At 66.1% G+C, this 19381-nt stretch carries 20 protein-coding genes and 1 tRNA gene; 14 read left to right on the top strand and 7 right to left on the bottom strand.

What is annotated here, in order from left to right; translation table 11 throughout:
* Nucleotides 1–35: 35 nt before the first annotated feature.
* From J5M86_RS10050 to J5M86_RS10005, 10 genes are all read left to right on the top strand, one after another.
* Nucleotides 36–1259 carry a PrsW family intramembrane metalloprotease gene (locus J5M86_RS10050; protein WP_188060475.1) on the top strand — a complete coding sequence of 408 codons (1224 nt, stop codon included), beginning with the start codon at nt 36–38 and terminating at the stop codon, nt 1257–1259.
* Nucleotides 1260–1283: 24 nt separating this feature from the next.
* A tRNA-Arg gene (locus J5M86_RS10045) sits at nt 1284–1360 on the top strand.
* Nucleotides 1361–1448: 88 nt separating this feature from the next.
* Nucleotides 1449–2312 carry an iron uptake transporter permease EfeU gene (gene efeU / locus J5M86_RS10040; protein WP_188060476.1) on the top strand — a complete coding sequence of 288 codons (864 nt, stop codon included), beginning with the start codon at nt 1449–1451 and terminating at the stop codon, nt 2310–2312.
* Nucleotides 2309–3457: an iron uptake system protein EfeO gene (gene efeO, locus J5M86_RS10035; protein WP_188060477.1), complete on the top strand. Its 1149-nt coding sequence runs from the start codon at nt 2309–2311 to the stop codon at nt 3455–3457. The genes efeU and efeO overlap by 4 nt, the downstream gene beginning before the upstream one ends.
* On the top strand, nt 3454–4752 hold the full coding sequence (gene efeB / locus J5M86_RS10030; RefSeq protein WP_188060478.1) for an iron uptake transporter deferrochelatase/peroxidase subunit: 1299 nt from the start codon (nt 3454–3456) through the stop codon (nt 4750–4752). Before efeO ends, efeB begins: the two co-directional genes overlap by 4 nt.
* Nucleotides 4753–4775: 23 nt before the next feature.
* Nucleotides 4776–6488 carry a GTPase domain-containing protein gene (locus J5M86_RS10025; RefSeq protein WP_188060479.1) on the top strand — a complete coding sequence of 571 codons (1713 nt, stop codon included), beginning with the start codon at nt 4776–4778 and terminating at the stop codon, nt 6486–6488.
* The gene (locus tag J5M86_RS10020; protein ID WP_188060480.1) at nt 6485–8137 is read left to right on the top strand and encodes a GTPase; all 1653 of its coding nucleotides are present in this window, start codon (nt 6485–6487) and stop codon (nt 8135–8137) included. Before J5M86_RS10025 ends, J5M86_RS10020 begins: the two co-directional genes overlap by 4 nt.
* 122 nt (nt 8138–8259) lie before the next feature.
* On the top strand, nt 8260–8640 hold the full coding sequence (locus J5M86_RS10015; protein WP_188060481.1) for a single-stranded DNA-binding protein: 381 nt from the start codon (nt 8260–8262) through the stop codon (nt 8638–8640).
* A gap of 78 nt (nt 8641–8718) precedes the next feature.
* On the top strand, nt 8719–10401 hold the full coding sequence (gene ettA / locus J5M86_RS10010; protein ID WP_188060482.1) for an energy-dependent translational throttle protein EttA: 1683 nt from the start codon (nt 8719–8721) through the stop codon (nt 10399–10401).
* Between the two features lie 213 nt (nt 10402–10614).
* Nucleotides 10615–11484, top strand: coding sequence for a DUF402 domain-containing protein (locus tag J5M86_RS10005; RefSeq protein ID WP_188060483.1), 870 nt, complete (start codon nt 10615–10617; stop codon nt 11482–11484).
* Between the two features lie 65 nt (nt 11485–11549).
* Here the strand turns inward: J5M86_RS10005 and J5M86_RS10000 are convergent, their stop codons facing one another.
* Genes J5M86_RS10000 through J5M86_RS09985 form a run of 4 tightly spaced genes read right to left on the bottom strand, consistent with a single transcriptional unit; the run spans nt 11550 to nt 13388 of the window.
* The gene (locus J5M86_RS10000; protein ID WP_188060484.1) at nt 11550–12077 is read right to left on the bottom strand and encodes a hypothetical protein; all 528 of its coding nucleotides are present in this window, start codon (nt 12075–12077) and stop codon (nt 11550–11552) included.
* A 15-nt stretch (nt 12078–12092) separates the two neighbouring features.
* The gene (locus tag J5M86_RS09995) at nt 12093–12377 is read right to left on the bottom strand and encodes a GNAT family N-acetyltransferase (RefSeq protein WP_208965009.1); all 285 of its coding nucleotides are present in this window, start codon (nt 12375–12377) and stop codon (nt 12093–12095) included.
* Complete coding sequence (locus tag J5M86_RS09990; protein ID WP_208965008.1) at nt 12367–12618, bottom strand: GNAT family N-acetyltransferase; 252 nt, start codon at nt 12616–12618, stop codon at nt 12367–12369. The genes J5M86_RS09995 and J5M86_RS09990 overlap by 11 nt, the downstream gene beginning before the upstream one ends.
* Nucleotides 12615–13388, bottom strand: coding sequence for a class I SAM-dependent methyltransferase (locus J5M86_RS09985; RefSeq protein WP_188060485.1), 774 nt, complete (start codon nt 13386–13388; stop codon nt 12615–12617). The genes J5M86_RS09990 and J5M86_RS09985 overlap by 4 nt, the downstream gene beginning before the upstream one ends.
* Nucleotides 13389–13548: 160 nt before the next feature.
* Between J5M86_RS09985 and J5M86_RS09980 the strand changes: the two genes are divergently transcribed.
* A complete protein-coding gene (locus J5M86_RS09980) occupies nt 13549–14088 on the top strand; it encodes a GNAT family N-acetyltransferase (protein WP_188060486.1) in 540 nt (179 codons plus the stop codon).
* Here the strand turns inward: J5M86_RS09980 and J5M86_RS09975 are convergent, their stop codons facing one another.
* Complete coding sequence (locus J5M86_RS09975) at nt 14089–14676, bottom strand: GNAT family N-acetyltransferase (RefSeq protein ID WP_188060487.1); 588 nt, start codon at nt 14674–14676, stop codon at nt 14089–14091.
* A gap of 60 nt (nt 14677–14736) precedes the next feature.
* On the opposite strand from J5M86_RS09975, the gene J5M86_RS09970 reads away from it, so the two are divergent.
* Entirely contained in the window at nt 14737–15501 is a 765-nt protein-coding gene (locus J5M86_RS09970) for a MerR family transcriptional regulator (protein WP_188060488.1), read from the top strand.
* A 30-nt stretch (nt 15502–15531) separates the two neighbouring features.
* On the opposite strand, the gene J5M86_RS09965 is transcribed toward J5M86_RS09970, so the two are convergent.
* A complete protein-coding gene (locus J5M86_RS09965; RefSeq protein ID WP_188060489.1) occupies nt 15532–16485 on the bottom strand; it encodes an acyl-CoA thioesterase II in 954 nt (317 codons plus the stop codon).
* A 50-nt stretch (nt 16486–16535) separates the two neighbouring features.
* Between J5M86_RS09965 and J5M86_RS09960 the strand changes: the two genes are divergently transcribed.
* Nucleotides 16536–16985 carry a thioesterase family protein gene (locus J5M86_RS09960; RefSeq protein ID WP_188060490.1) on the top strand — a complete coding sequence of 150 codons (450 nt, stop codon included), beginning with the start codon at nt 16536–16538 and terminating at the stop codon, nt 16983–16985.
* The gene (locus J5M86_RS09955; protein ID WP_188060491.1) at nt 16982–17599 is read left to right on the top strand and encodes a hypothetical protein; all 618 of its coding nucleotides are present in this window, start codon (nt 16982–16984) and stop codon (nt 17597–17599) included. The genes J5M86_RS09960 and J5M86_RS09955 overlap by 4 nt, the downstream gene beginning before the upstream one ends.
* Nucleotides 17600–17616: 17 nt before the next feature.
* On the opposite strand, the gene J5M86_RS09950 is transcribed toward J5M86_RS09955, so the two are convergent.
* Nucleotides 17617–19335 (bottom strand): glycoside hydrolase family 13 protein, encoded by a 1719-nt coding sequence (locus tag J5M86_RS09950; RefSeq protein WP_370587334.1) that lies wholly within the window; start codon nt 19333–19335, stop codon nt 17617–17619.
* Nucleotides 19336–19381 lie beyond the last annotated feature (46 nt).

Below are 19381 nucleotides of genomic sequence, written 5' to 3'. Positions count from 1 at the left end.
CTCGGGTCGCGCGATCGTCGGTAGGGTCAGCGTTCATGGGAGGAAAACCGGATCTGGTGCAGACCTTGTCGCGCGCTGAACTGGCTGCGCTGAACGGCAGGCGTCCCCTCCTGCGACGCATCCTGAGTTGGGGTGGCGCGGCGGTACTCTTCGGCTTGTTCGCCGCGATCATGCTCGGCGCGGTGCGGGCCCAGTCCGGTCTCACCGCAACGGTTCTGGGTCTGGCATCGGCGAGCGTCGTCCTGGGCATCGTCGTCCCGGTGTTCCTGTGGCTCGACCGTTTCGAACCCGAACCACCCGGCATGCTGCTCTTCGCATTCCTCTGGGGAGCCGTCGTCGCGACCGTCCTCGCGGCCTTCTTCAACGACCTCGGCGGCTACCTGATCGGGGTGACGGGGCAGAACGACCCCACCGTCGCCGTGCTGGTGGCACCGCCGGTGGAGGAGACCGTCAAGGGTCTGGTGCTGGTGCTGCTGCTGGTCTTCCGGCGCAAGGAGATCGACGGGATCGTCGACGGCATGGTCTACGCCGGACTCTGCGCTGCAGGCTTCGCGTTCGTCGAGGACATCGTGTATCTCGCCGGTGGTTACGCCGAATCGGGTGAGGAGGGCCTGCTCGGCACCTTCGTCGTCCGGGTGCTGATGAGTCCGTTCGCCCACCCGATGTTCACGATCTGCACCGGCATCGGGATCGGTATCGCTGCCACCTCGCGCGGATTGCTAATGCGCACGCTGCCACCGATCATCGGATGGGTCTGCGCGGTGGTGCTGCACACCGGCTGGAATGCGCTCGCGGTGCTGGCCCAAGAAGGTTGGTTGCTGACCTACGTCCTGGTGCAGGTGCCATTGTTCTGTGGATTCCTGGCTCTGCTGTGGACGGCCCGACGACGCGAGGCGGCCAAGATCGGCCAGGAGCTCTCGGGCTACATCGACACAGGGTGGTTGTCGCCGGCGGAGGTGCGCATGCTCGCCTCGATGAAAGAACGTCGCTACGCCCGGGCGTGGGCCAAGGCCCACGGCGGAGCGCCCTTGTTGAAGCAAATGGTGCAGTTCCAGGACATCTCCAGCGAACTGGCGATGCTGCGTGCCCGATTGGTGCGTGGTGATCGCAGCGCCGCACTGCAGGAACGTGAACATCGCATGCTTGCCGCGATGTGGATGCTGCGCAGGCCCTTCCTCGACACCCCGCTGTACCGCTACTACGACTGGACGGGCACGGCGAACAACCGGGCGAATCAGCCCGCTCGGCACCAGGTCTGACAGGTTCTACACTGGTGCGCCGTAGCCCCCTTAGCTCAGCTGGATAGAGCAAGGGCCTTCTAATCCCTAGGTCGCAGGTTCGAGTCCTGCAGGGGGCGCCACCGGTCGATTTTGCCGCATCGGGCGAGGTGCAATAACCTCCGCTCACTAAGGCAACCCTTGCCTTAGTGAGCGGGAAAGGCACAGCTGATGCTGAGCAACTACCTCATCGGACTGCGGGAGGGGTTGGAGGCGACTCTCGTCGTCGTCATCCTGGTCGCCTATCTGGTCAAGTCGCAGCGGCGACACCTGCTGCCGCGCATCTGGGCCGGGGTCGCCGTTGCCATCGGAATCTCGTTGGCTTTCGGCGCTGCACTGACCTTCGGTCCCCGCGGTCTGTCCTTCGAAGCCCAAGAAGCCATCGGCGGAGCCCTGTCGATCATCGCGGTCGGTTTCGTCACGTGGATGATCTTCTGGATGGCTCGCTCGGCCCGCGGACTTTCTGCGGAGCTCAAGAGTGCCGTCGACCGGGCAGCCGACGCCCGCAAAGCGAGCCTGGTGCTCGTCGCGATGCTCGCCGTCGGCCGTGAGGGCCTGGAAACAGCGCTGTTCATCTGGGCAGCCACCCAGGCCGCGCGCACCGAGAACGGCTCCACCACGGACCCCCTGATCGGTGCACTCCTGGGTCTGCTCACCGCCGTCGTCATGGGCTACTTCATGTATCGCGGCACGCTCAAGCTCAACCTCAGCAAGTTCTTCATGTGGACCGGCGGACTGCTGATCCTGGTCGCCGCGGGAGTGTTGTCCTACGGCGTCCACGACCTTCAGGAAGCGGGCATCCTGCCCGGACTCAACTCCATCGCCTTCGACGTCAGCGGCACCATTCGCCCGACCTCGGTGTTGGGCACCCTGCTCAAGGGCACGTTCAACTTCTCCCCGGTCACCACCTGGCTCGAAGCCGTGGCCTGGGTCGGATACGTCGTCCCCGTCATGAGCCTGTTCATCCTCAAGATCCGTCAGCAGCCGGCGCCTTCCGCGACGCCCGCCCGCCCCGCCGAGAAAGTCGCTCAATGAACCGTCGCCTCAACCTTCTGACCGTGCCTGCCGTTCTTGCGCTGGCGGTCAGTGGGTGCACCAGCAACAGCCCGTCCGCCGGTGGTGACCTCACCGTCACCTCGACCGCTGACAAGTGCGCGGTGTCGGCATCGTCCGCACCCTCGGGCACGCTCGTGTTCAAGGTGACGAACAAGGGCAACGAGATCACCGAGTTCTACCTCTTGGCGCAGGACGGCCTGCGGATCGTCGGTGAGGTCGAGAACATCACGCCCAACCTCACCCGCGATCTCGTCGTCCAGGCACCCGCCGGTCAGTACTTCACCTCGTGCAAGCCCGGCATGGTCGGTAGCGGCATCCGGAGCGCCTTCACCGTCACCGACTCGGGCAAGAAGGTCGAAGCCAGTGGGGACGACAAGAAGCTGGTCGCGACAGCGACCACGCTGTACGCCGGGTACGTCAAGGACCAAACGGACCAGCTCCTGACCAAGACCAACCAGTTCGCCGCGCTCTACAAGGCCGGCAAGTTCGACCAGGCGCGGGCCCTGTACGCACCGGCCCGGTTGCACTGGGAACGGATCGAGACCGTCGCCGAGTCCTTTGGTGACCTCGACCCGAGCATGGACGCCCGTGAGGCCGATCTCGAGCCCGGACAGGTCTGGACCGGCTGGCACAAGATCGAGAAGGACCTGTGGCCGCCGAAGACCGGCTACAAGCCACTGACCGCGGCCGAGCGCACCAAGCTCGCCGACAAATTGGTCACTGATACCAAAACGCTCCACACGCGCACCCGCACACTCACCTACACCGTCGACCAGATCGCCAACGGCTCCAAGGGCTTGTTGGACGAAGTGGCGACGGGCAAGGTCACCGGCGAGGAAGAGGCGTGGTCGCACACCGACCTGTGGGACTTCCAGGGCAATGTCGATGGCGCTCGCGTGGGTTTCGACAACTTGCGTCCGATCCTGAGCAAGAAGGACCCGGCCTTGGAGACCTCTATCGCCACCAAGTTCACCGCCCTGCAGAAGGTGCTCGACAAGCACAAGGTGGGTGACGGCTTCAAGCTCTACACGCAGCTGTCCAAGGGCGAGATCAAGGAACTCTCGGACGCGGTGAACGCCCTGTCCGAGCCGCTGTCGAAGCTGACGGCCGCTGTCCTGAAATGAGCACATCTGAGAACGCTGCGTCCGAGGAGACCCAGGGCACAACAGGATCCGGCGTCACCCGACGTCGGATGGTCGGGCTGGCCGGTGCGGGTGCCGCCTTGGGTGCGGCTGGTTTCGCGAGTGGTTTCGCCACCCGTGCCGCAACCGCCGGAGAGCCGGCTGCCAAGCCGTACGACTTCTTCGGTGAGCACCAATCGGGCATCGTCACTCCCGCCCAGGACCGGCTCCACTTCGCAGCCTTCGACGTCACCACGTCCGATCGTCAGGAACTGGTGACGCTGCTTCGTGCGTGGTCGCTCGCGGCAGAACGAATGATGCAGGGCCTCAGCGCCAGCGACGAGGAGACCTCCTACGACGCGCCCCCGGCCGACACCGGTGAGGCGCAGGGGCTGCCGGCGTCGTCGCTGACCATCACCATCGGATTCGGCCCGACACTCTTTCGGGACGCATCCGGCAAGGACCGCTTCGGCATCGCCGACAAGACACCCAAGGCGCTGCGCACCTTGCCGCACTTCCCGGGTGACAAGTTGGACGTGCACCGATCGGGCGGCGACCTGTGCGTGCAGGCCTGTGCCGACGACCCCCAGGTCGCGGTGCACGCCATCCGCAACCTGGCTCGCATCGGCTTCGGCACCGTATCTCTGCGGTGGAGCCAGCTCGGTTTCGGTCGCACCTCCTCCACCTCGAAGTCGCAGGAGACCCCGCGCAACCTGTTCGGCTTCAAGGACGGCACGGCCAATGTGAAGGCCGAGGACACCGCTGTGCTGAAGGAGCACGTGTGGGTCGGCGACGGAGATGACGCCGGTGCCCGGTGGCTCGCGGGCGGGAGTTATCTGGTGGCTCGTCGGATCAACATGCACATCGAGACGTGGGATCGCACGTCCTTGCGCGAGCAGGAGCGCGACATCGGCCGCGATCGCAGCCAGGGTGCGCCGTTGTCGGGTGGCACCGAGTTCAGTCAGCCCGACTTCGCCCTCAAGGGGCGAGGGGGTGAGCCCGTCATCAACGCGCGATCGCACGTCCGGCTGGCCCACCCGAGCGCGAACAACGGCGTGCAGATGCTGCGGCGGGGCTACAACTTCACCGATGGTTCCGACCAGCTGGGCAGGATCGACGCCGGGTTGTTCTTCATCGCTTTCGTGCGCAATCCCGACACCCATTTCATCCCCATGCAGAACCAACTCGCCAAGAACGATCTGCTCATGGAGTACCTCCAGCACACCGGTTCGGCGCTGTTCGCAGTACCTCCGGGCGCTTCGCGCGGGTCGTACGTCGGAGCGGGCCTTTTCAGCTGAGCGTTCGCCCTAGACTTCCCTGCGTGACCCCCGCACCTGACACCCAGCAGCTTCCGGCTGCGCTCGAACGACTCCGGGCGGCGGTCGAGCAAGCACGGTTCCCGCTCGACACCGCCGGTGCGGATCGTGCGCGCGCCGAGCGCGGCGAATTGCTTGCCCAATTGCGCGACTACATCATTCCGCGGGCCAACTCCCTGGACGCTCCGCTGCTGGCTGTGGTGGGCGGATCGACCGGAGCCGGAAAGTCGACCCTGGTCAATTCGATCGTGGGGGAGCAGGTGACCACGCCCGGCGTGCTGCGTCCGACCACTCGGGCGTCCACGCTCATCCACAACCCGGACGATGCCAAGTGGTTCACCACGGCACGTGTTCTGCCCGAACTCGCCCGTCTCACCGGCGCGGCGCAGGGCAACCAGGACCCCAACAGTCTGCGCCTCGTGGGCAGTGGCTCGGTGCCTCGTGGTTTGGCACTGCTCGATGCCCCCGACATCGACTCCGTGGTGTCGGCCAACCGCGATCTGGCGCGCCAACTGTTGAGCGCCGCCGACCTGTGGATCTTCGTCACAACCGCCACGCGTTATGCCGACGCCGTGCCGTGGGACCTCCTGCACCAAGCGATCAAGCGCGGCACCTCGGTGGCCGTCGTCCTCGACCGAGTGCCGATGGACGTCATGGAGGAGGTGCGTGCCGACCTCGCCGGCATGCTCGCCGAGCAAGGCCTTGGCCAGTCACCTGTCTTCGCAGTGGCCGAATCGAAGCTGTCGCCGACCGGCATGCTCCCGGTCAGTGAGGTCACCCGCATCCGAGGTTGGCTGAGCTCTCTCGCCGCTGATGCTCATGCCCGCAGCATCGTGATCCGTCGCACCCTCGACGGCGCACTCGACTCCCTCGGCCAGCGCACGTCCGTGCTGACCACCCTCGTCGACGAGCAGCGCCAGGCTGAGACCGAACTGGCCAAGGGGCCCAAGCAGGCATTCGATGACGCCATCGAGGGCGTCAAGGCAGGCATCCAGGACGGCTCGCTCCTGCGTGGTGAGGTGTTGGCTCGCTGGCAGGAGTTCGTCGGCACCGGCGAGCTGCTTCGCCAGTTGGAAGCAGGCGTCGGACGCATGCGCGACCGGGTCACCGCCTTCATGCGTGGGCGCGGCCGGGAGGAGCCGGCCGACAACCTCGGCGAGGCGCTGCAGAGTGGCGTCGCCGCCCTTCTCCTCTCCCACGCCGAGACCGCGTCGATCACCTCCGCGCGAGCCTGGCGAGCAACACCGGGTGGCGCGCGGCTGATCGAGGAACACCGCGAACTCGCCTCCCTCCCGAAGGGCTTCGCCGATCAGGTGGAGCGTGCAGTGCGTGACTGGCAGAGCGATGTCATGACGATGGTGCGCGAGGAAGCCGGGTCGAGACGTACCACCGCTCGGTTCCTCGCCTTCGGGGTCAACGGCATTGCGGTGATGCTGATGCTCATCACCTTCTCCACGACCGCCGGGTTGACCGGTACCGAGGTGGGCATCGCGGGTGGATCAGCAGTGCTCGCGCAGCGATTGCTGGAGGCGATCTTCGGTGACCAGGCCGTCCGCACGCTGAGTGCGCGTGCGCGTGCGCTGCTTCTGGAGCGTGCGCAGCAATTGTTCGACGAGCAGGAAAGCCGGTTCGAGAAAGTGCTTGGGCAAGCAGTTGGTCAGCGCCCCGAACAGGACGCACTACCGTCGGCAGTGGCAGCAGTGAAGAAGGCGCGATGAGTCCGGATCTGTTCAAGCGCAAGTCGGGAGAAGCGGCACAGGTCATCTCGGCCGAGGCGCTCCAGGCCCGCGGACGCTCGCTGGTCGAAGCGGTCGAGATCGGCGGCTCGCGGTTACCCGCCGACCAGGTCGCGGTCGTCGAGCAACTGGGCCGCAAAGTCGCCGAACGCAGCGGCATCGCCGGCAATCGCACGGTGGTGGCGCTTGCTGGTGCGACCGGCAGTGGCAAGTCGAGTCTCTTCAACGCCCTTGTGGGAGAACCGGTTTCGCGAATCGGTGCCCGGCGTCCGACCACCTCGCGGGCAGCCGCTGCGGTCTGGGGCGAGGAGCCTTCGGGTGAGTTGCTCGACTGGGTCGGTGTCGGCGCTCGTCACCAAGTGCCACCCATCGCGCCTGATGCTGAGCAACTCGACGGTCTCGTGCTGCTCGACCTGCCCGACTTCGACTCGCGCGTTTCGGCGCACCGCGTCGAGGCTGACCGGGTGCTGAAGCTCTCGGACGTCTTCGTCTGGGTCACCGATCCGCAGAAGTACGCCGACGCCGTGTTGCACGACGACTACATCCGCACGATGTCAGCGCACGCCGCCGTGACGGTCGTCGTGCTCAATCAGATCGACCGCCTCACCTCCGAGGCCGCGCGGGCGTGCATCCAGGACCTCGAGAAGTTGCTCGCCGCTGACGGGCTGAACGGCGTCAAGGTGTTCGCAACTTCGGCCGCCCGCGGCATGGGGCTGAGCGAGCTCCGCGGAGTGCTGAGTTCTGTGGTGGGGCACCGCAATGCCGCCAATCAACGGCTCGCCGCTGATCTTCGCACCGAGGCGGCTGCCCTGCGCAAGCACGTCGGTGACCGCGAGGTCGACCTCAGCGGACGCAACGAGGAACTGACCGACGCCCTGAGCAAGGCCGCCGCCGTGCCCGTGGTCGTGCAGGCCGTTGACCGCGATTACCGGATGCGTGCCGGAATGCACGGCGGCTGGCCGTTCACCCGCTGGGCCAGCAGGCTGCGTCCGGCGCCGTTGTCGCGTCTCGGCCTCGACAAGGTGGCCTCCCAACTCACCCGTTCAGAGGGCCGCATCGCGCTCGGACGTTCCTCCCTGCCTCCTGCGAGCCCGGCCGCTCTGGCCTCGGTCGACCTGGCCACCCGACGTCTGGGGGAGCGGGCCGCCGAAGGGCTGCCGATGCCCTGGGCCGACTCCGTCTACGATGCGGCCAACCCTGCGGGCGACGATCTGCGCGATTCCCTCGACCAGGCGGTGCTCGGAGTGCCGCTGCGCGACCGTGACCCGATCTGGTGGTCGGTCTTCTCGGTGCTGCAGTGGCTGTTCGCTGCCGTGGCCATCGCTGGTCTGCTCTGGTTGCTCATGCTCGCCGGCCTCGGAGCCGCTCAGATCCAGATTGATGTTCCGACTTGGGGATGGATGCCCATTCCGGTGCTGATGCTGGCCGGCGGCCTGATCCTGGGCCTTCTGCTCGCGGCGTTGTCGCGCTTCCTGGCACGACGAGGTGCGGCGAGGCGCGCCGAGAAGGCCCGCCGTCGCCTGCGCGCCGCCGTCGCCGAGGTGGGCGAACACGAGGTCATCGCGCCGGTGCAAGAGGTGCTCGCGCAGCATCGCGCCACCCGCGAAGCCTTGGACCGCGCAGCCCACTGATCCACACCTCCCAGCGCCCCTGTGGTTTGTCCACAGGGGCGCTCACTGTTCTTCACCCTCGTCGCTCTCGCCCGCAGGCTCTGCTTGTCCGCATTCCGCGGCAGTCGACGAAGGAGGAGACCATGAGCAACACACTCGTGACGATCACCGGCAACCTGACCGGAGACCCCGAACTGCGTGAGTACGACAACGCGCGCAAGACCGTCATCCGCGTGGCCAGCACGGCCTCGGTGCGTGACCGCACCACCGGTGATTTCCGCAACGGCAGCACCAGCTTCTACAACGTGAGCTGCTGGAACGCGCTCGGTGAGAACGTCCTGAAGTCCATGCAGAAGGGCGACCCGGTGGTGGTCACGGGGCGCCTGGAGATCTCCGCGTACCAGGCGCAGGACGGCTCGCCCAGGCAGTCGGCCGAGATCAATGCCAGCAACGTCGGGCATGACCTCAAGTTCGGCACGACCAGCTTCGAGCGGCCCGCCCGACCCGAGCAGGCAGCCGCCTGACCAAGCCTCGCCGCTCCGACGCGGGCCTGCGTCGGAGCGGATTGGGAGGCCGGTCAACGCCCCGATAGCCTGGCAGGCATGGCTGAGTTCATTTACACCATGACCAAGGCGCGAAAAGCCGTTGGCGACAAGGTGATCCTCGACGACGTGAGCATGTCGTTCTTCCCCGGCGCGAAGATCGGGGTGGTCGGCCCCAACGGTGCGGGTAAGTCGACGATCCTGAAGATCATGGCCGGACTCGACCAACCCTCCAACGGCGAGGCGCGGCTTTCGCCCGGCTACAGCGTCGGCATCCTGCTGCAGGAACCGCCGCTGAACGAGGAGAAGGACGTCAAGGGCAACGTTGAGGAGGGCATGGGGCAGATCAAGAAGGACCTTGATCGCTTCAACGAGATCTCCGAGGAAATGGCGCAGCCCGACGCCGATTTCGACTCGCTCATGGAAGAAATGGGCAAGCTGCAGGAGAAGATCGACAACGCGGACGCCTGGGATCTCGACTCCCAGATCGAGCAGGCGATGGACGCGCTGCGCTGCCCGCCCGGCGATGCCGATGTCACGGTGCTCTCCGGTGGTGAGCGCCGTCGCGTGGCGCTGGCCAAGCTGCTGTTGAGCAAGCCTGACCTGCTGCTGCTCGACGAGCCCACCAACCACTTGGACGCCGAGTCGGTGACCTGGCTGGAGCAGCACCTCGAGTCATACCCGGGAGCCGTGCTGGCCGTGACCCACGACCGGTACTTCCTGGACAACGTCGCGCAGTGGATCTGTGAGGTCGACCGCGGCCGCCTTTACCCCTACGAGGGCAACTACTCGACCTACCTGGAGAAGAAGCAGGAGCGCCTCCAGGTGCAGGGCAAGAAGGACGCCAAGCTCGCCAAGCGCCTCAAGAGCGAGCTGGAGTGGGTGCGGTCGAACGCCAAGGCCCGCCAGACCAAGAGCAAGGCGCGTCTGGCCCGCTACGAAGAAATGGCTGCCGAGGCCGAGCGCACCAAGAAGCTCGACTTCGAGGAGATCCAGATTCCGCCGGGCCCGCGTCTGGGCGCGCAGGTGATCGAGGTCAAGAACCTCAAGAAGGGCTTCGGCGACCGCACCCTGATCGATGGCCTGTCGTTCACGCTGCCGCGCAACGGCATCGTCGGCGTCATCGGCCCGAACGGTGTCGGTAAGACCACGCTGTTCAAGACGATCGTCGGGCTCGAGGAAGCGGACGGCGGCGAGGTCAAGATCGGCGACAGCGTCAACATCTCCTACGTCGACCAGAGTCGGGGTGGCATCGACTCCCAGAAGACTCTGTGGGAGGTCGTTTCCGACGGGCTCGACTACATCCAGGTCGGTCAGGTCGAGATCCCTTCGCGCGCGTACGTGTCGCAGTTCGGATTCAAGGGGCCCGACCAGCAGAAGAAGGCTGGCGTCCTCTCTGGTGGAGAGCGCAACCGCCTCAACCTCGCGTTGACCCTCAAGCAGGGCGGCAACCTCTTGCTGCTCGACGAGCCCACCAACGACCTGGACGTCGAGACCCTCGGTTCGCTGGAGAACGCCCTGCTGGACTTCCCAGGCTGTGCCGTCGTGATCAGCCACGACCGGTGGTTCCTCGACCGCGTCGCGACGCACATCCTGGCCTACGAAGGTGACGACGAGAACCCCGCCAAGTGGTACTGGTTCGAGGGCAACTTCGACGCTTATGAAGAGAACAAGATCGAGCGTCTCGGCGCGGAGGCGGCGCGTCCGCACCGGGTGACGTACCGCAAGTTGACCCGCGACTGAGGATCAAGCTCGGGGAAGTGGTCCGAGGTAAGTGTTTGAAGGCGGGCCCGCAGTGTTCGAATCGGATGCTGCGGGCCCGACCCTTTCCAAAGGGTTTGTGTCTAACGCAGATCAGGCTGCGGTCGTGTGAGGGGAGCGAACAGCAAGGCACGGGCGTCGAGGCCCCGACCCACTGTCGAAGGAATCGAGTCGGCGTCGAATAGCGTTGCGCTCATGCGTCGTCCTGTCGGATCCACAGATGTCACACCCAGCGGCGGCACCGTCACCTTGATCGGTCGCCGAGGCGAGGGCTGGTCTCCGATCATCGATAGCGATATGTCGCTGGCTGAGGCTGTCGAGCTGATCCCGAGCGATATCGGAGCGGCAATTCCTGATGGTCCGCTCGTCGCGGCCGGTCGCGGACCGTTCTTTGCCGAGGGCACGACAGTGAGTTGGCACTACGGCCGAATCGTCGACATGGCGAAGGTCGTGCGCGATGACGAGCGCGGGCTGGTGGCGTGGATTCCGTCCGGCTCACGCCGCTTGAGTGCGGTGCCGCTCGGCGGGTCTCATCCGCGCGACATGCCGCTGGAACAGCGCTTCAGCGCGCCGTGGCGGATCGTCGAGCGGGAGTGGACGGGCGCAGGCGTGCTGCGGATCGCGCCCACCGGGAAGCCGTGGTCGGTGTGGTTCTTCCGTGACGGTGACGGTGAGTTCACCGGCACCTACGTGAATCTCGAACTCCCGCACCAGCGTCCGGCACCGGGCAGCGCTGCACCGCACAGGGTGCACAGCACTGACCTCGTGCTCGACCTCTGGATGGACGCCGGCCCGGAGGGTGATGAGGACGTCTGGCTCAAGGACGAGGACGAACTGCAGGTTGCCGTGACGCAGGGCCGGCTGACCGAGCAGCAGGAGCAGGCCGTCCGCGTCTTCGGCGAGCATGCCTGTCGGGAGGTGCTCGCTCGCGGCGCTTGGCCGATGGACGAGGGCTGGCAGGAGTGGGAGCCGACCGCTGACTTCGATGAACCAATTCTGTTGCCCGACAACGAAGTCATCCGATGGTGGCGCCAGCGATCAGGTGATCATTCGCTCGACGGCTGACGCACTGCGAGTGGGTGATCGCAGAGCCCTGGCGATGTAGTCCTCACTGACCGCGCCTCTGACAGTCAGTCCGCTGCTTGTTCGTAGGTGGACGCGGGGCGGGTGGTGTAGGTGTTGCCGGTGCGGGAGGTCCAGTGGCAGTCGCCGTTGTCGGTCATGGTGTAGCTCCAGATGGCCTGGGTCTTGGCGCGGTGGTGGTAGCGGCAGAGCGCGGCGAGGTTGCGGGCGGTGGTCGCCCCGGTGGGCCAGACGTGGAGTTCGGCCAGTCCGGCGATCGTGGAGGGGTAGACGTGTACGCCGGTGGCTTCCCGCATGGTTTGTTGCCGTTTGGCCCGGAGGGCGTCGGCTTCCCATTGGGCGATGAGCGCGCGGGTGGTGTTCTGCAGTTTCTGGTAGCCCCAGGTGTCCCAGCCACGCGTGGCTAACAGGTGTTGCTCGACCCGGGCCGCGGTCTCAGGAGAGGCGCACGCTGTTTCGATCGCGACCGTCTTGGCTCGCCATAGTTCGAGTTCGCCGGCGGCGCTCATCGCGAGCATGGCCGGGGTGGCGGTGGTGATCGCGGCTGCGGCGCAGCGAGCCTGCGATGAGCGCATCTCAAGGGACGCGAGTCACCCCAGGCCGTCGAACGCTGCCGGATAGACGACATCCCCGCGCAGGGAGGAGTCCGCAGGGTCGTATCCGCGCAGGAGGTAGACCTGCGCTGCTTCGGGGGGTGCCCAATCGGGAATCGGCAAAGACAGCCCGTGGTCACCGGCGAAGACGAACCCGCTCTTGACGTAGAAGGCGGGATCGCCTTCCAGCACCACGAGTGATTCGCCCGCATCCTCTGCCGCACCGAGCGCCACGGCGATGAGGGATCGTCCGATCCCGCGACCGTGCCTGCTAGGACTCACCGCAAGTGGAGAGCATGACGATGGGTCGCTCGCCCTGACTGTTGCGCACAACGCAGCCGTCGATCATGACGTGCCCGACGACCTCGCCGCCATCGACCGCGACGAAAGAGAGGTCGGGTCGATACTGAGGCGACTCCCGGATGCGATCCACCAGATCGGCCTCGACCTCCGACTTGAATGCCTCGGCGACGACGCGCTTGATGGCGGCGAAGTCGGTGCGTCGCTCGCGACGAATGATCATCGGCGTACTCCTTTGAGCCAGAATCGCTTTCGGGTCATGGTGACAGGGCCTGCGGCGGTGCGCTGGTGCAGCTCCAGGAGCTGATGCCGATAGCGGTCAACGGTGAAGTCGTCCGGCGTCTCCCAAGGCACCAGTTGCAGGTACGCGAGCAGCGCAGCGACATCGTCGAAGGTGTAGACACCGACATGTTCAGCGCCGTCCACGACATCGAATCCGGCGGCGTCCAGTGCGAGTCGGAACGGCACGAAGTTCACGTGGGGCAGAGTCGGACGTTCGCCGAACCAGTCTCCGAGCTCCGCGCACTCATCCCCGCCGACCTGCTGGGTCAGAAACATGCCTCCGGGTGCGATCACGCGCGCCAACTCATGAGGCGAGTAAGACTCGTGGCGGTTCAGGACAAGGTCGAATCGAGCGTCCGGGAAGGGCATTTGCACCGAGTCGACGTCGTTGTCCGGTGCCCCGTACTCCACGACGTGGATGCTATGAGGCGCGAGATTCTGCTGAGCGACCGAAACGTTGGGTGCCCATCCCTCGGTTGCCGTCGTGTCCGCGGGCAGCAAGTCACGGAAGCGAAGGAGATGCTCGCCGCCTCCGGTGCCCATGTCGAGCACGCGCCGCGCTCCTGCGAGAGCTTCACGCACCTCAGTGTCGAAGCTCCACGGCTCGTCCGACTCGGTCATGCGACCGTCCAGTGTGGAAAAGTCCCACCCCTGCGGCTGCTCTTGTTCCTCGGCGCGCCAGCGATCCAGGAGGGCTTCAATCTCGCTCATCCTCACTGTTTACCAACGCAGGGTCGAATGGGCGAGCGATTTCACGATCGGCAGCCGAACTGCGTTGTTCAGCAACGGTGCGAGTCACTCCGGGTACAGTCCGTTTGCTGCACGGTGAATCGACTCGTCCGGAAACGACATGCTGGGCAACACTGAGCCCATGCTGACCGACACGACGCCCCGGATCGACGGCGAGCGAATCCGATTGAGGCCCTTCGAGGCCAAGGACACAGCTCTGGTGGCCTCAGTGGCGGACGACCCGCTGATTCCGCTCATCACCAGCGTCCCGAGCGATCCCACGCCGGAGGCGATCGAGGCCTACCTGATCCGCCAAGAGCAGCGGCCGGTGCAGGGGTGGGGCTACTCGCTGGCGGTTGCGAACCTGGAGACCGATGAGGCTGTCGGCCAACTCAGCCTTGCGCTGCGCAACCTCGACCTGGGGCGGGCCTCGGTCGGCTACTGGATCGCACCGCAGCACCGACGTCGCGGCTATGCGGCTGCCGCGCTCGACACGATTGCCGATTGGGCGTTCGGGTTCGAGCAGTTGCGCCGCTTGGAGCTGTACGTCGAACCCTGGAACGAGGGTTCGTGGCGTACCGCCGAGGTCTGCGGTTTCCACCGCGAGGGGCTCATGCGTGGATGGGAGCGGGTGGGCGATCAGTGGCGCGATATGTACATGTACAGCCGTTTGGTGCAGTGATCAGCGGTGCCGCAGCCGGTGTTCCAGGTTTGCCTTGACTGACGGCCATTCGTGCGCGAGCACGGAGTAGACCACGGTGTCACGCAGCGCCCCGTTGCGCTCCAGTCTGTCGGCGCGCAGCACGCCGTCGAGTCGGGCGCCGAGGCGTTCGATCGCGGTGCGTGACTGCTGATTCGACCAACTCGTCTCGTAGCGCACGCCGGCACATCCCAGCGTCTCAAAGGCGTGCGCCATGAGCAACAGCTTCGATTCCGGATTGGTGCCCGTGCCATGCGTGGATTCGCGGTTCCAGGTGTAGCCGATCGATACCCGCGGCACCTCGGGTCTGATGTCGTAGAACGTCGTCGAACCCAGGAGTGCGTTGTCACTCAAGCGGATTGCCACGAACGGAAGCATGGCGCCGGCGTCCTGCATTGCCAGGCGCTGTTCGATCATGGCGCCGACCTCACCGGGCTCGGGAGCGGAGGTGTACCAGCGGTCCCACATCTGCCCGTCGCGGGTGGCTTCGACCAGGCCGTCGTGGTGGTCAGCGGACAATGGTTCCAAACGCACGAGACGACCGGTCAGGGTGACAGGAGACAGATCCATGCCTTCGATTCTTGCAGCGCACTTGACCCTCACCCGACGTCAGGCCCGAAGGTCGATCACATGACGGAAGAACGCGCACCGATGACGGTCGGACAGGTCGCCGATGCACTCGGCATCACCGTTCGAGCGCTGCACCACTACGACCGCATCGGACTCCTCAGGCCGAGCGAGCGCTCGTACGCCGGTTACCGGCTCTACACCGACGATGACCTGCGGCGCCTGCAGCAGATCGTGGTGTACCGCCGACTTGAGGTGCCGCTGGAGCGAATCGCCGAACTGCTCGAATCCGGCGATGAGACAAGCCATCTGCGGCAGCAGCGCGAAGCCGTCATGTCCAGGCTGGAGGAGTTGACCCAACTCATCCGGGCGATCGACAACGCATTGGAGAAGACGATGAATGATCAGCGAATGACCACCGAAGACATGAAGCAGCTCTTCGGAGACGGCTTCGAGGAGCAGCAGGCGGAGGCCGAACAGCGTTGGGGTGACACCGATTCGTGGAAGCAGTCCCAGCGCCGGACGCGGTCGTACGGTAAGCAGGACTGGGAGCAGATCAAGGCCGAGGCCGACGAGATCCAAACCGCTCTGGCCAAAGCCTTCAAGGGCGGGCTCGCCTGCGATGACCAGCGAGCGATCGACCTCGTGGAGTCACACCGTCAGCACATCAGCCGCTGGTTCTACGACTGCTCCAAGCAGATGCAGATCGGACTGGGGGAGATGTACGTCAGCGATCAACGCTTCACCGCGGCCTACGACGACGCCTATGGCGCACCAGGCTTCGCGGCCTGGGTGCGTGACGCGATCGTGGCCAACGCTGGGTCGTGAACCGGGCCGATTCGTGCGCGGGTGGGGTGCTCAGTCCTCCTTGAGGCGGAGCATCCCCTCCTGCGCGACGGTGCACACCAGCGTCCCGTCGATGCCGTAGAGCTTGCCCAACCCCAGGCCGCGACCACCGGACGCCGAGGGGGATTCCTGCTGGTAGAGCATCCACTCGTCGATGCGGCCCGGTCGGTGGAACCACATCGAGTGGTCCAGGCTTGCCGCGCGCAGCCGCTTGTCCGCCCAGACCAGGCCGTGCTTGCGCAGGATCGACTCCAGCAGGGTGTAGTCGGAGGCGTAGGCCATCACCGCCGCGTGGATCAGCGGATCGTTCGGCAACGCCGCCACGGTCTTCATCCAGACGTTCTGCGCCGCGTACTTCTGTCGTCCGGCCGCGAAGAAGAGCGCGCCCTCGACGGTTCGGACGTCGATCGCCCGGCTGCGCCAGTGGTCGGCCACCGGGTGGTCGATGCCTTCCAGTTCTGCAGCGGTGGTGCGCACCCGGTCGGGGTCGGGCACCGAGGGCATCTCGTCCTGGTGGTCGAGCCCCTCGGCCGGCACCTGGAAGGACAACGTGGCCGAAAGCAAGGTCTGGCCGTTCTGCATCGCGTAGACCCGACGCACTGAGAACGACCGACCATCGCGCAGGTTCTCGACCGCAAAACTGATGGGCTGCAACGAATCTCCGGGACGGATGAAGTATGCGTGCAACGAGTGGATCGGCCGGTCACCCAACTCGGTGTTCGACCGGATCGACAAGCCAGCCGCCATCACCGACTGCGCCAGCACCTGCCCGCCGAAGGCGCGCTTGTGCGGCGTCTCCTGGCTGCGTCCGACGTACAGCTCCAGGTCGCGGCTGTGGTTGCCGTCCGGGTCGGTCGAGGCGTCCAGCGGTCCGAAGCGGGTTGTGCCCCGTGGCTCGAGGGTCAGCACCTCCAGCAGGTCGGCGACGGGATCGAAATCAGCGGCAGGGGCATCGTTGGAGCTCACCTTGCGACTCTATCGAGGGCTCATCGGCACCTGTTGACATGATGGGCGTCATGCCGAAACGCCCGTACTACGTCGACGTCCCACTGCGTTGGTCGGACATGGACGCCAACCGTCACGTCAACAACGTGCAATTCCTGCGGTTACTTGAGGAAGCGCGTGTGCTGGGCATGCGCGAATGGTTCGGCGACCTCGGCCATGACAAGCAGCCGTTGCTGGTCGCGCGCAGCGAGATCGACTACCTGCAGCAACTGCCCTATCGCGGACCGACGATCACGATCGCCATGTGGGTGTCGCGCATCGCCGCCGCATCCTTCGACCTCGCCTACGAAGTGCTCTCCTCGCGGGAGGAGGATGCGACCGTCTACGCCCGGTCCGAAGGCACGCTCGTGACCTTCGACATGGAGATGCAGCGACCCAGCCGAATCTCCGCAGAGACCAAGGCAGACCTGGAGAAGTACCTCGGCGAGCCCGTCCCGATGAAGCGCCGAGACCGCCGGTGACAACGCTGCAGCTCGAGGACGCACAGGCCGGCACCGACCTCGCCACCTTCGTGCGCCGAGCCCTGCGGGTCTCGCCCGATGGCGCGATGCGTATTCAGGCGATCGGAAGCGTCCTCGCCACCTGGGTCGAGGTGTTGCCGGGGCGCAGCCTTACTCACGCCGGGCTGACCCTCGGGCTACGCGTCCAACGGCTCGCGGAGGAAGTGGAGATCGATGTTGCGGTGCCTTTGGTGGCGTTGCGCGACCGCTTCGCCCGCGAAGAAGGCAGCTCGATTTATCTTCCGCCGCAACAGGTTTCGGCGTCCTGGCTGGCGATCACCCCGCCGCGTTCCGGCTGGGAGGCGCACGAGGAGATCGCCACCGAATCGCTGCGCGACGCAGCCCGTCTGGGTGTGCTCGAAGTGGCCGACGGCACCCCGCCCGGCGCCGGAGCGGCTGCTGTGGCCGCCTTGCGCGAGCGGGTCTGGGGACGCCGGCTGCACGACGACATCCCGGCCGGCGCCGCCTTCGCTGCCGACGCCCTGGGCTTCCTCGTCGGCGACACCGCCACCTGGCATCGCCACGGCCCGTGGGGACGACTCGCGACCCCAGCAGGTTTCGTACTCACCCGCTGAGGCCGCGAAAGGACTGATCAGACCGTGAACCAGACCGCGGTGTCGGTCGGCACCACAGTGGTCACATCTGGTTCGCTGGACACGAGAACCGTTGCTCCAGAGGGCAGTTCGACAGCGTCCGCGCCGAGGTTGAGCAGCACGAACATTGTGTGCTGATCGCTGGTGACCGCGTACGAGACGACGTTCTGTCCGGACTCGACGGCCACGATCGAACCCTCGCCCAGGTCACGCTCACGACGAATCCGCAGCAGCGCGCGGTAGAGCTCAAGCGTGGATCCGTCGACCCCAGCCTGCTGGTCGGCGGCCAGCGGTCCGTAGCTGTCGGGCTGGGGCAGCCACGCCTCGCCGCTGGAGTTGAAGCCGTATGCCGGAGCGTCCTTCTCCCAGACCATCGGCACCCGGCAGCCGTCCCGGCCCAATTCCTTGCCGTCGGTGCGAGCGAAGGTCGGGTCCTGACGCACCTCGTCCGGCATGGACGTGTGGTCGGGCAATCCGAGTTCCTCGCCCTGGTAGAGGTAGGAGCCGCCAGGCAACGCGAGCATCAGCGTGGTTGCCGCACGTGCGCGACGCAGACCGGCGACGGCGTCCGGCTGTTCGTCATCGGCGCCGATGCCATTGGGACGCGGACGACCGATCGGCAGTCCGAGCCGCGAGGCGTGGCGGACGACGTCGTGGTTCGACAACACCCAGGTGGTCGGCGCGCCGACCGAGTCGTTGGCGGCGTAGGACGCTGAGATCACCTCGCGCAGATCCTCCGCGCGCCAGGCGGTCTGCAGGAAGTCGAAGTTGAAGGCCTGGTGGAACTCGTTCTGCCGCACGAAGAGAGCCGCCCGGGACGGCGGGTCGACCCACGCCTCGGCGCACATGATGCGGTCGTTCGAGCTGTCACCGGTGGTGTTGTACGAGTCGAGGATGGTGCGCCACTGCTGGTAGATCTCGTGCACGCCGTCCTGGTCCCACATGGGCGGGTGCTGCTTGTCGAGGTCGGTGAGGTCGAGCATGTTCATCGCGCCGGTCCAGTCGGGCAGGCCGTCTTCCTTGATCAGCCCGTGCGCGACGTCCACCCGGAAACCGTCGACACCGCGGTCGAGCCAGAAGCGCAGGATCGACTCGAACTCCTCGCGCACGCGCGGGTTCTCCCAGTTGAAATCGGGCTGCTTGGGGTCGAACAGGTGCAGGTACCACTGGCCGGGGGTGCCGTCCGGCTCGGTCACGCGGGTCCAGGCACGGCCGCCGAAGACGCTCTGCCAATTGTTGGGCGGCTCCTGCCCGTCCTCGCCCTTGCCGTCGCGGAACATGTAGAGGTCTCGCTCGGGCGAGCCCGGTGCTGCCGCGAGCGCCGCCTGGAACCACTCGTGCTCGTCCGACGAGTGGTTGGGCACGAGGTCGACGATCACCTTGAGGTCGAGCGAATGTGCTTCCTGCACAAGGGTTTCGGCGTCAGCCAGCGTCCCGAAGATGGGGTCGATGTCGCGGTAGTCGGCCACGTCGTAGCCGGCGTCGGCCTGCGGCGAGGTGTAGAACGGCGAAAGCCAGACGGCGTCCACGCCGAGGTCGCGCAGGTAGGGCAGACGTGCGGTGATGCCGGGCAGGTCACCGATGCCGTCGCCGGAGGCGTCAGCCCAGGAACGCGGGTAGATCTGGTAGATCACGGCGCTGCGCCACCACGCGGAGTGGGAAGTGCCGTGGTGAAGTTCGTTGCCGGTGCGGGTCACGTCGATCTGGTGGGAAGTCACGGTGGTCGAGTCTGGGACGTCCGTGCCCGTTCTTCAAATCGGCCGG

Origin of the sequence: Yimella sp. cx-51 (assembly GCF_017654605.1) — a bacterium.
Classification (GTDB): Bacteria; Actinomycetota; Actinomycetes; order Actinomycetales; family Dermatophilaceae; genus Yimella.
The sequence above is the reverse complement of the archived record's forward strand: the minus strand, read 5'-3'. Positions and strand labels throughout refer to the sequence as shown.

What these genes read in the sequence shown, in the direction of transcription:
- J5M86_RS09980 (WP_188060486.1), top strand. Translation starts at nt 13,549, where the DNA reads ATGCTGACCGACACGACGCCCCGGATCGACGGCGAGCGAATCCGATTG.
- efeU (WP_188060476.1), top strand. Translation starts at nt 1,449, where the DNA reads ATGCTGAGCAACTACCTCATCGGACTGCGGGAGGGGTTGGAGGCGACT.
- J5M86_RS09975 (WP_188060487.1), bottom strand. Translation starts at nt 14,676, where the DNA reads ATGGATCTGTCTCCTGTCACCCTGACCGGTCGTCTCGTGCGTTTGGAA.
- J5M86_RS09960 (WP_188060490.1), top strand. Translation starts at nt 16,536, where the DNA reads ATGCCGAAACGCCCGTACTACGTCGACGTCCCACTGCGTTGGTCGGAC.
- J5M86_RS09970 (WP_188060488.1), top strand. Translation starts at nt 14,737, where the DNA reads ATGACGGAAGAACGCGCACCGATGACGGTCGGACAGGTCGCCGATGCA.
- J5M86_RS09990 (WP_208965008.1), bottom strand. Translation starts at nt 12,618, where the DNA reads ATGATCATTCGTCGCGAGCGACGCACCGACTTCGCCGCCATCAAGCGC.
- efeB (WP_188060478.1), top strand. Translation starts at nt 3,454, where the DNA reads ATGAGCACATCTGAGAACGCTGCGTCCGAGGAGACCCAGGGCACAACA.
- J5M86_RS09985 (WP_188060485.1), bottom strand. Translation starts at nt 13,388, where the DNA reads ATGAGCGAGATTGAAGCCCTCCTGGATCGCTGGCGCGCCGAGGAACAA.
- J5M86_RS10020 (WP_188060480.1), top strand. Translation starts at nt 6,485, where the DNA reads ATGAGTCCGGATCTGTTCAAGCGCAAGTCGGGAGAAGCGGCACAGGTC.
- ettA (WP_188060482.1), top strand. Translation starts at nt 8,719, where the DNA reads ATGGCTGAGTTCATTTACACCATGACCAAGGCGCGAAAAGCCGTTGGC.
- J5M86_RS10015 (WP_188060481.1), top strand. Translation starts at nt 8,260, where the DNA reads ATGAGCAACACACTCGTGACGATCACCGGCAACCTGACCGGAGACCCC.
- J5M86_RS10005 (WP_188060483.1), top strand. Translation starts at nt 10,615, where the DNA reads ATGCGTCGTCCTGTCGGATCCACAGATGTCACACCCAGCGGCGGCACC.
- J5M86_RS10000 (WP_188060484.1), bottom strand. Translation starts at nt 12,077, where the DNA reads ATGCGCTCATCGCAGGCTCGCTGCGCCGCAGCCGCGATCACCACCGCC.
- J5M86_RS10050 (WP_188060475.1), top strand. Translation starts at nt 36, where the DNA reads ATGGGAGGAAAACCGGATCTGGTGCAGACCTTGTCGCGCGCTGAACTG.
- efeO (WP_188060477.1), top strand. Translation starts at nt 2,309, where the DNA reads ATGAACCGTCGCCTCAACCTTCTGACCGTGCCTGCCGTTCTTGCGCTG.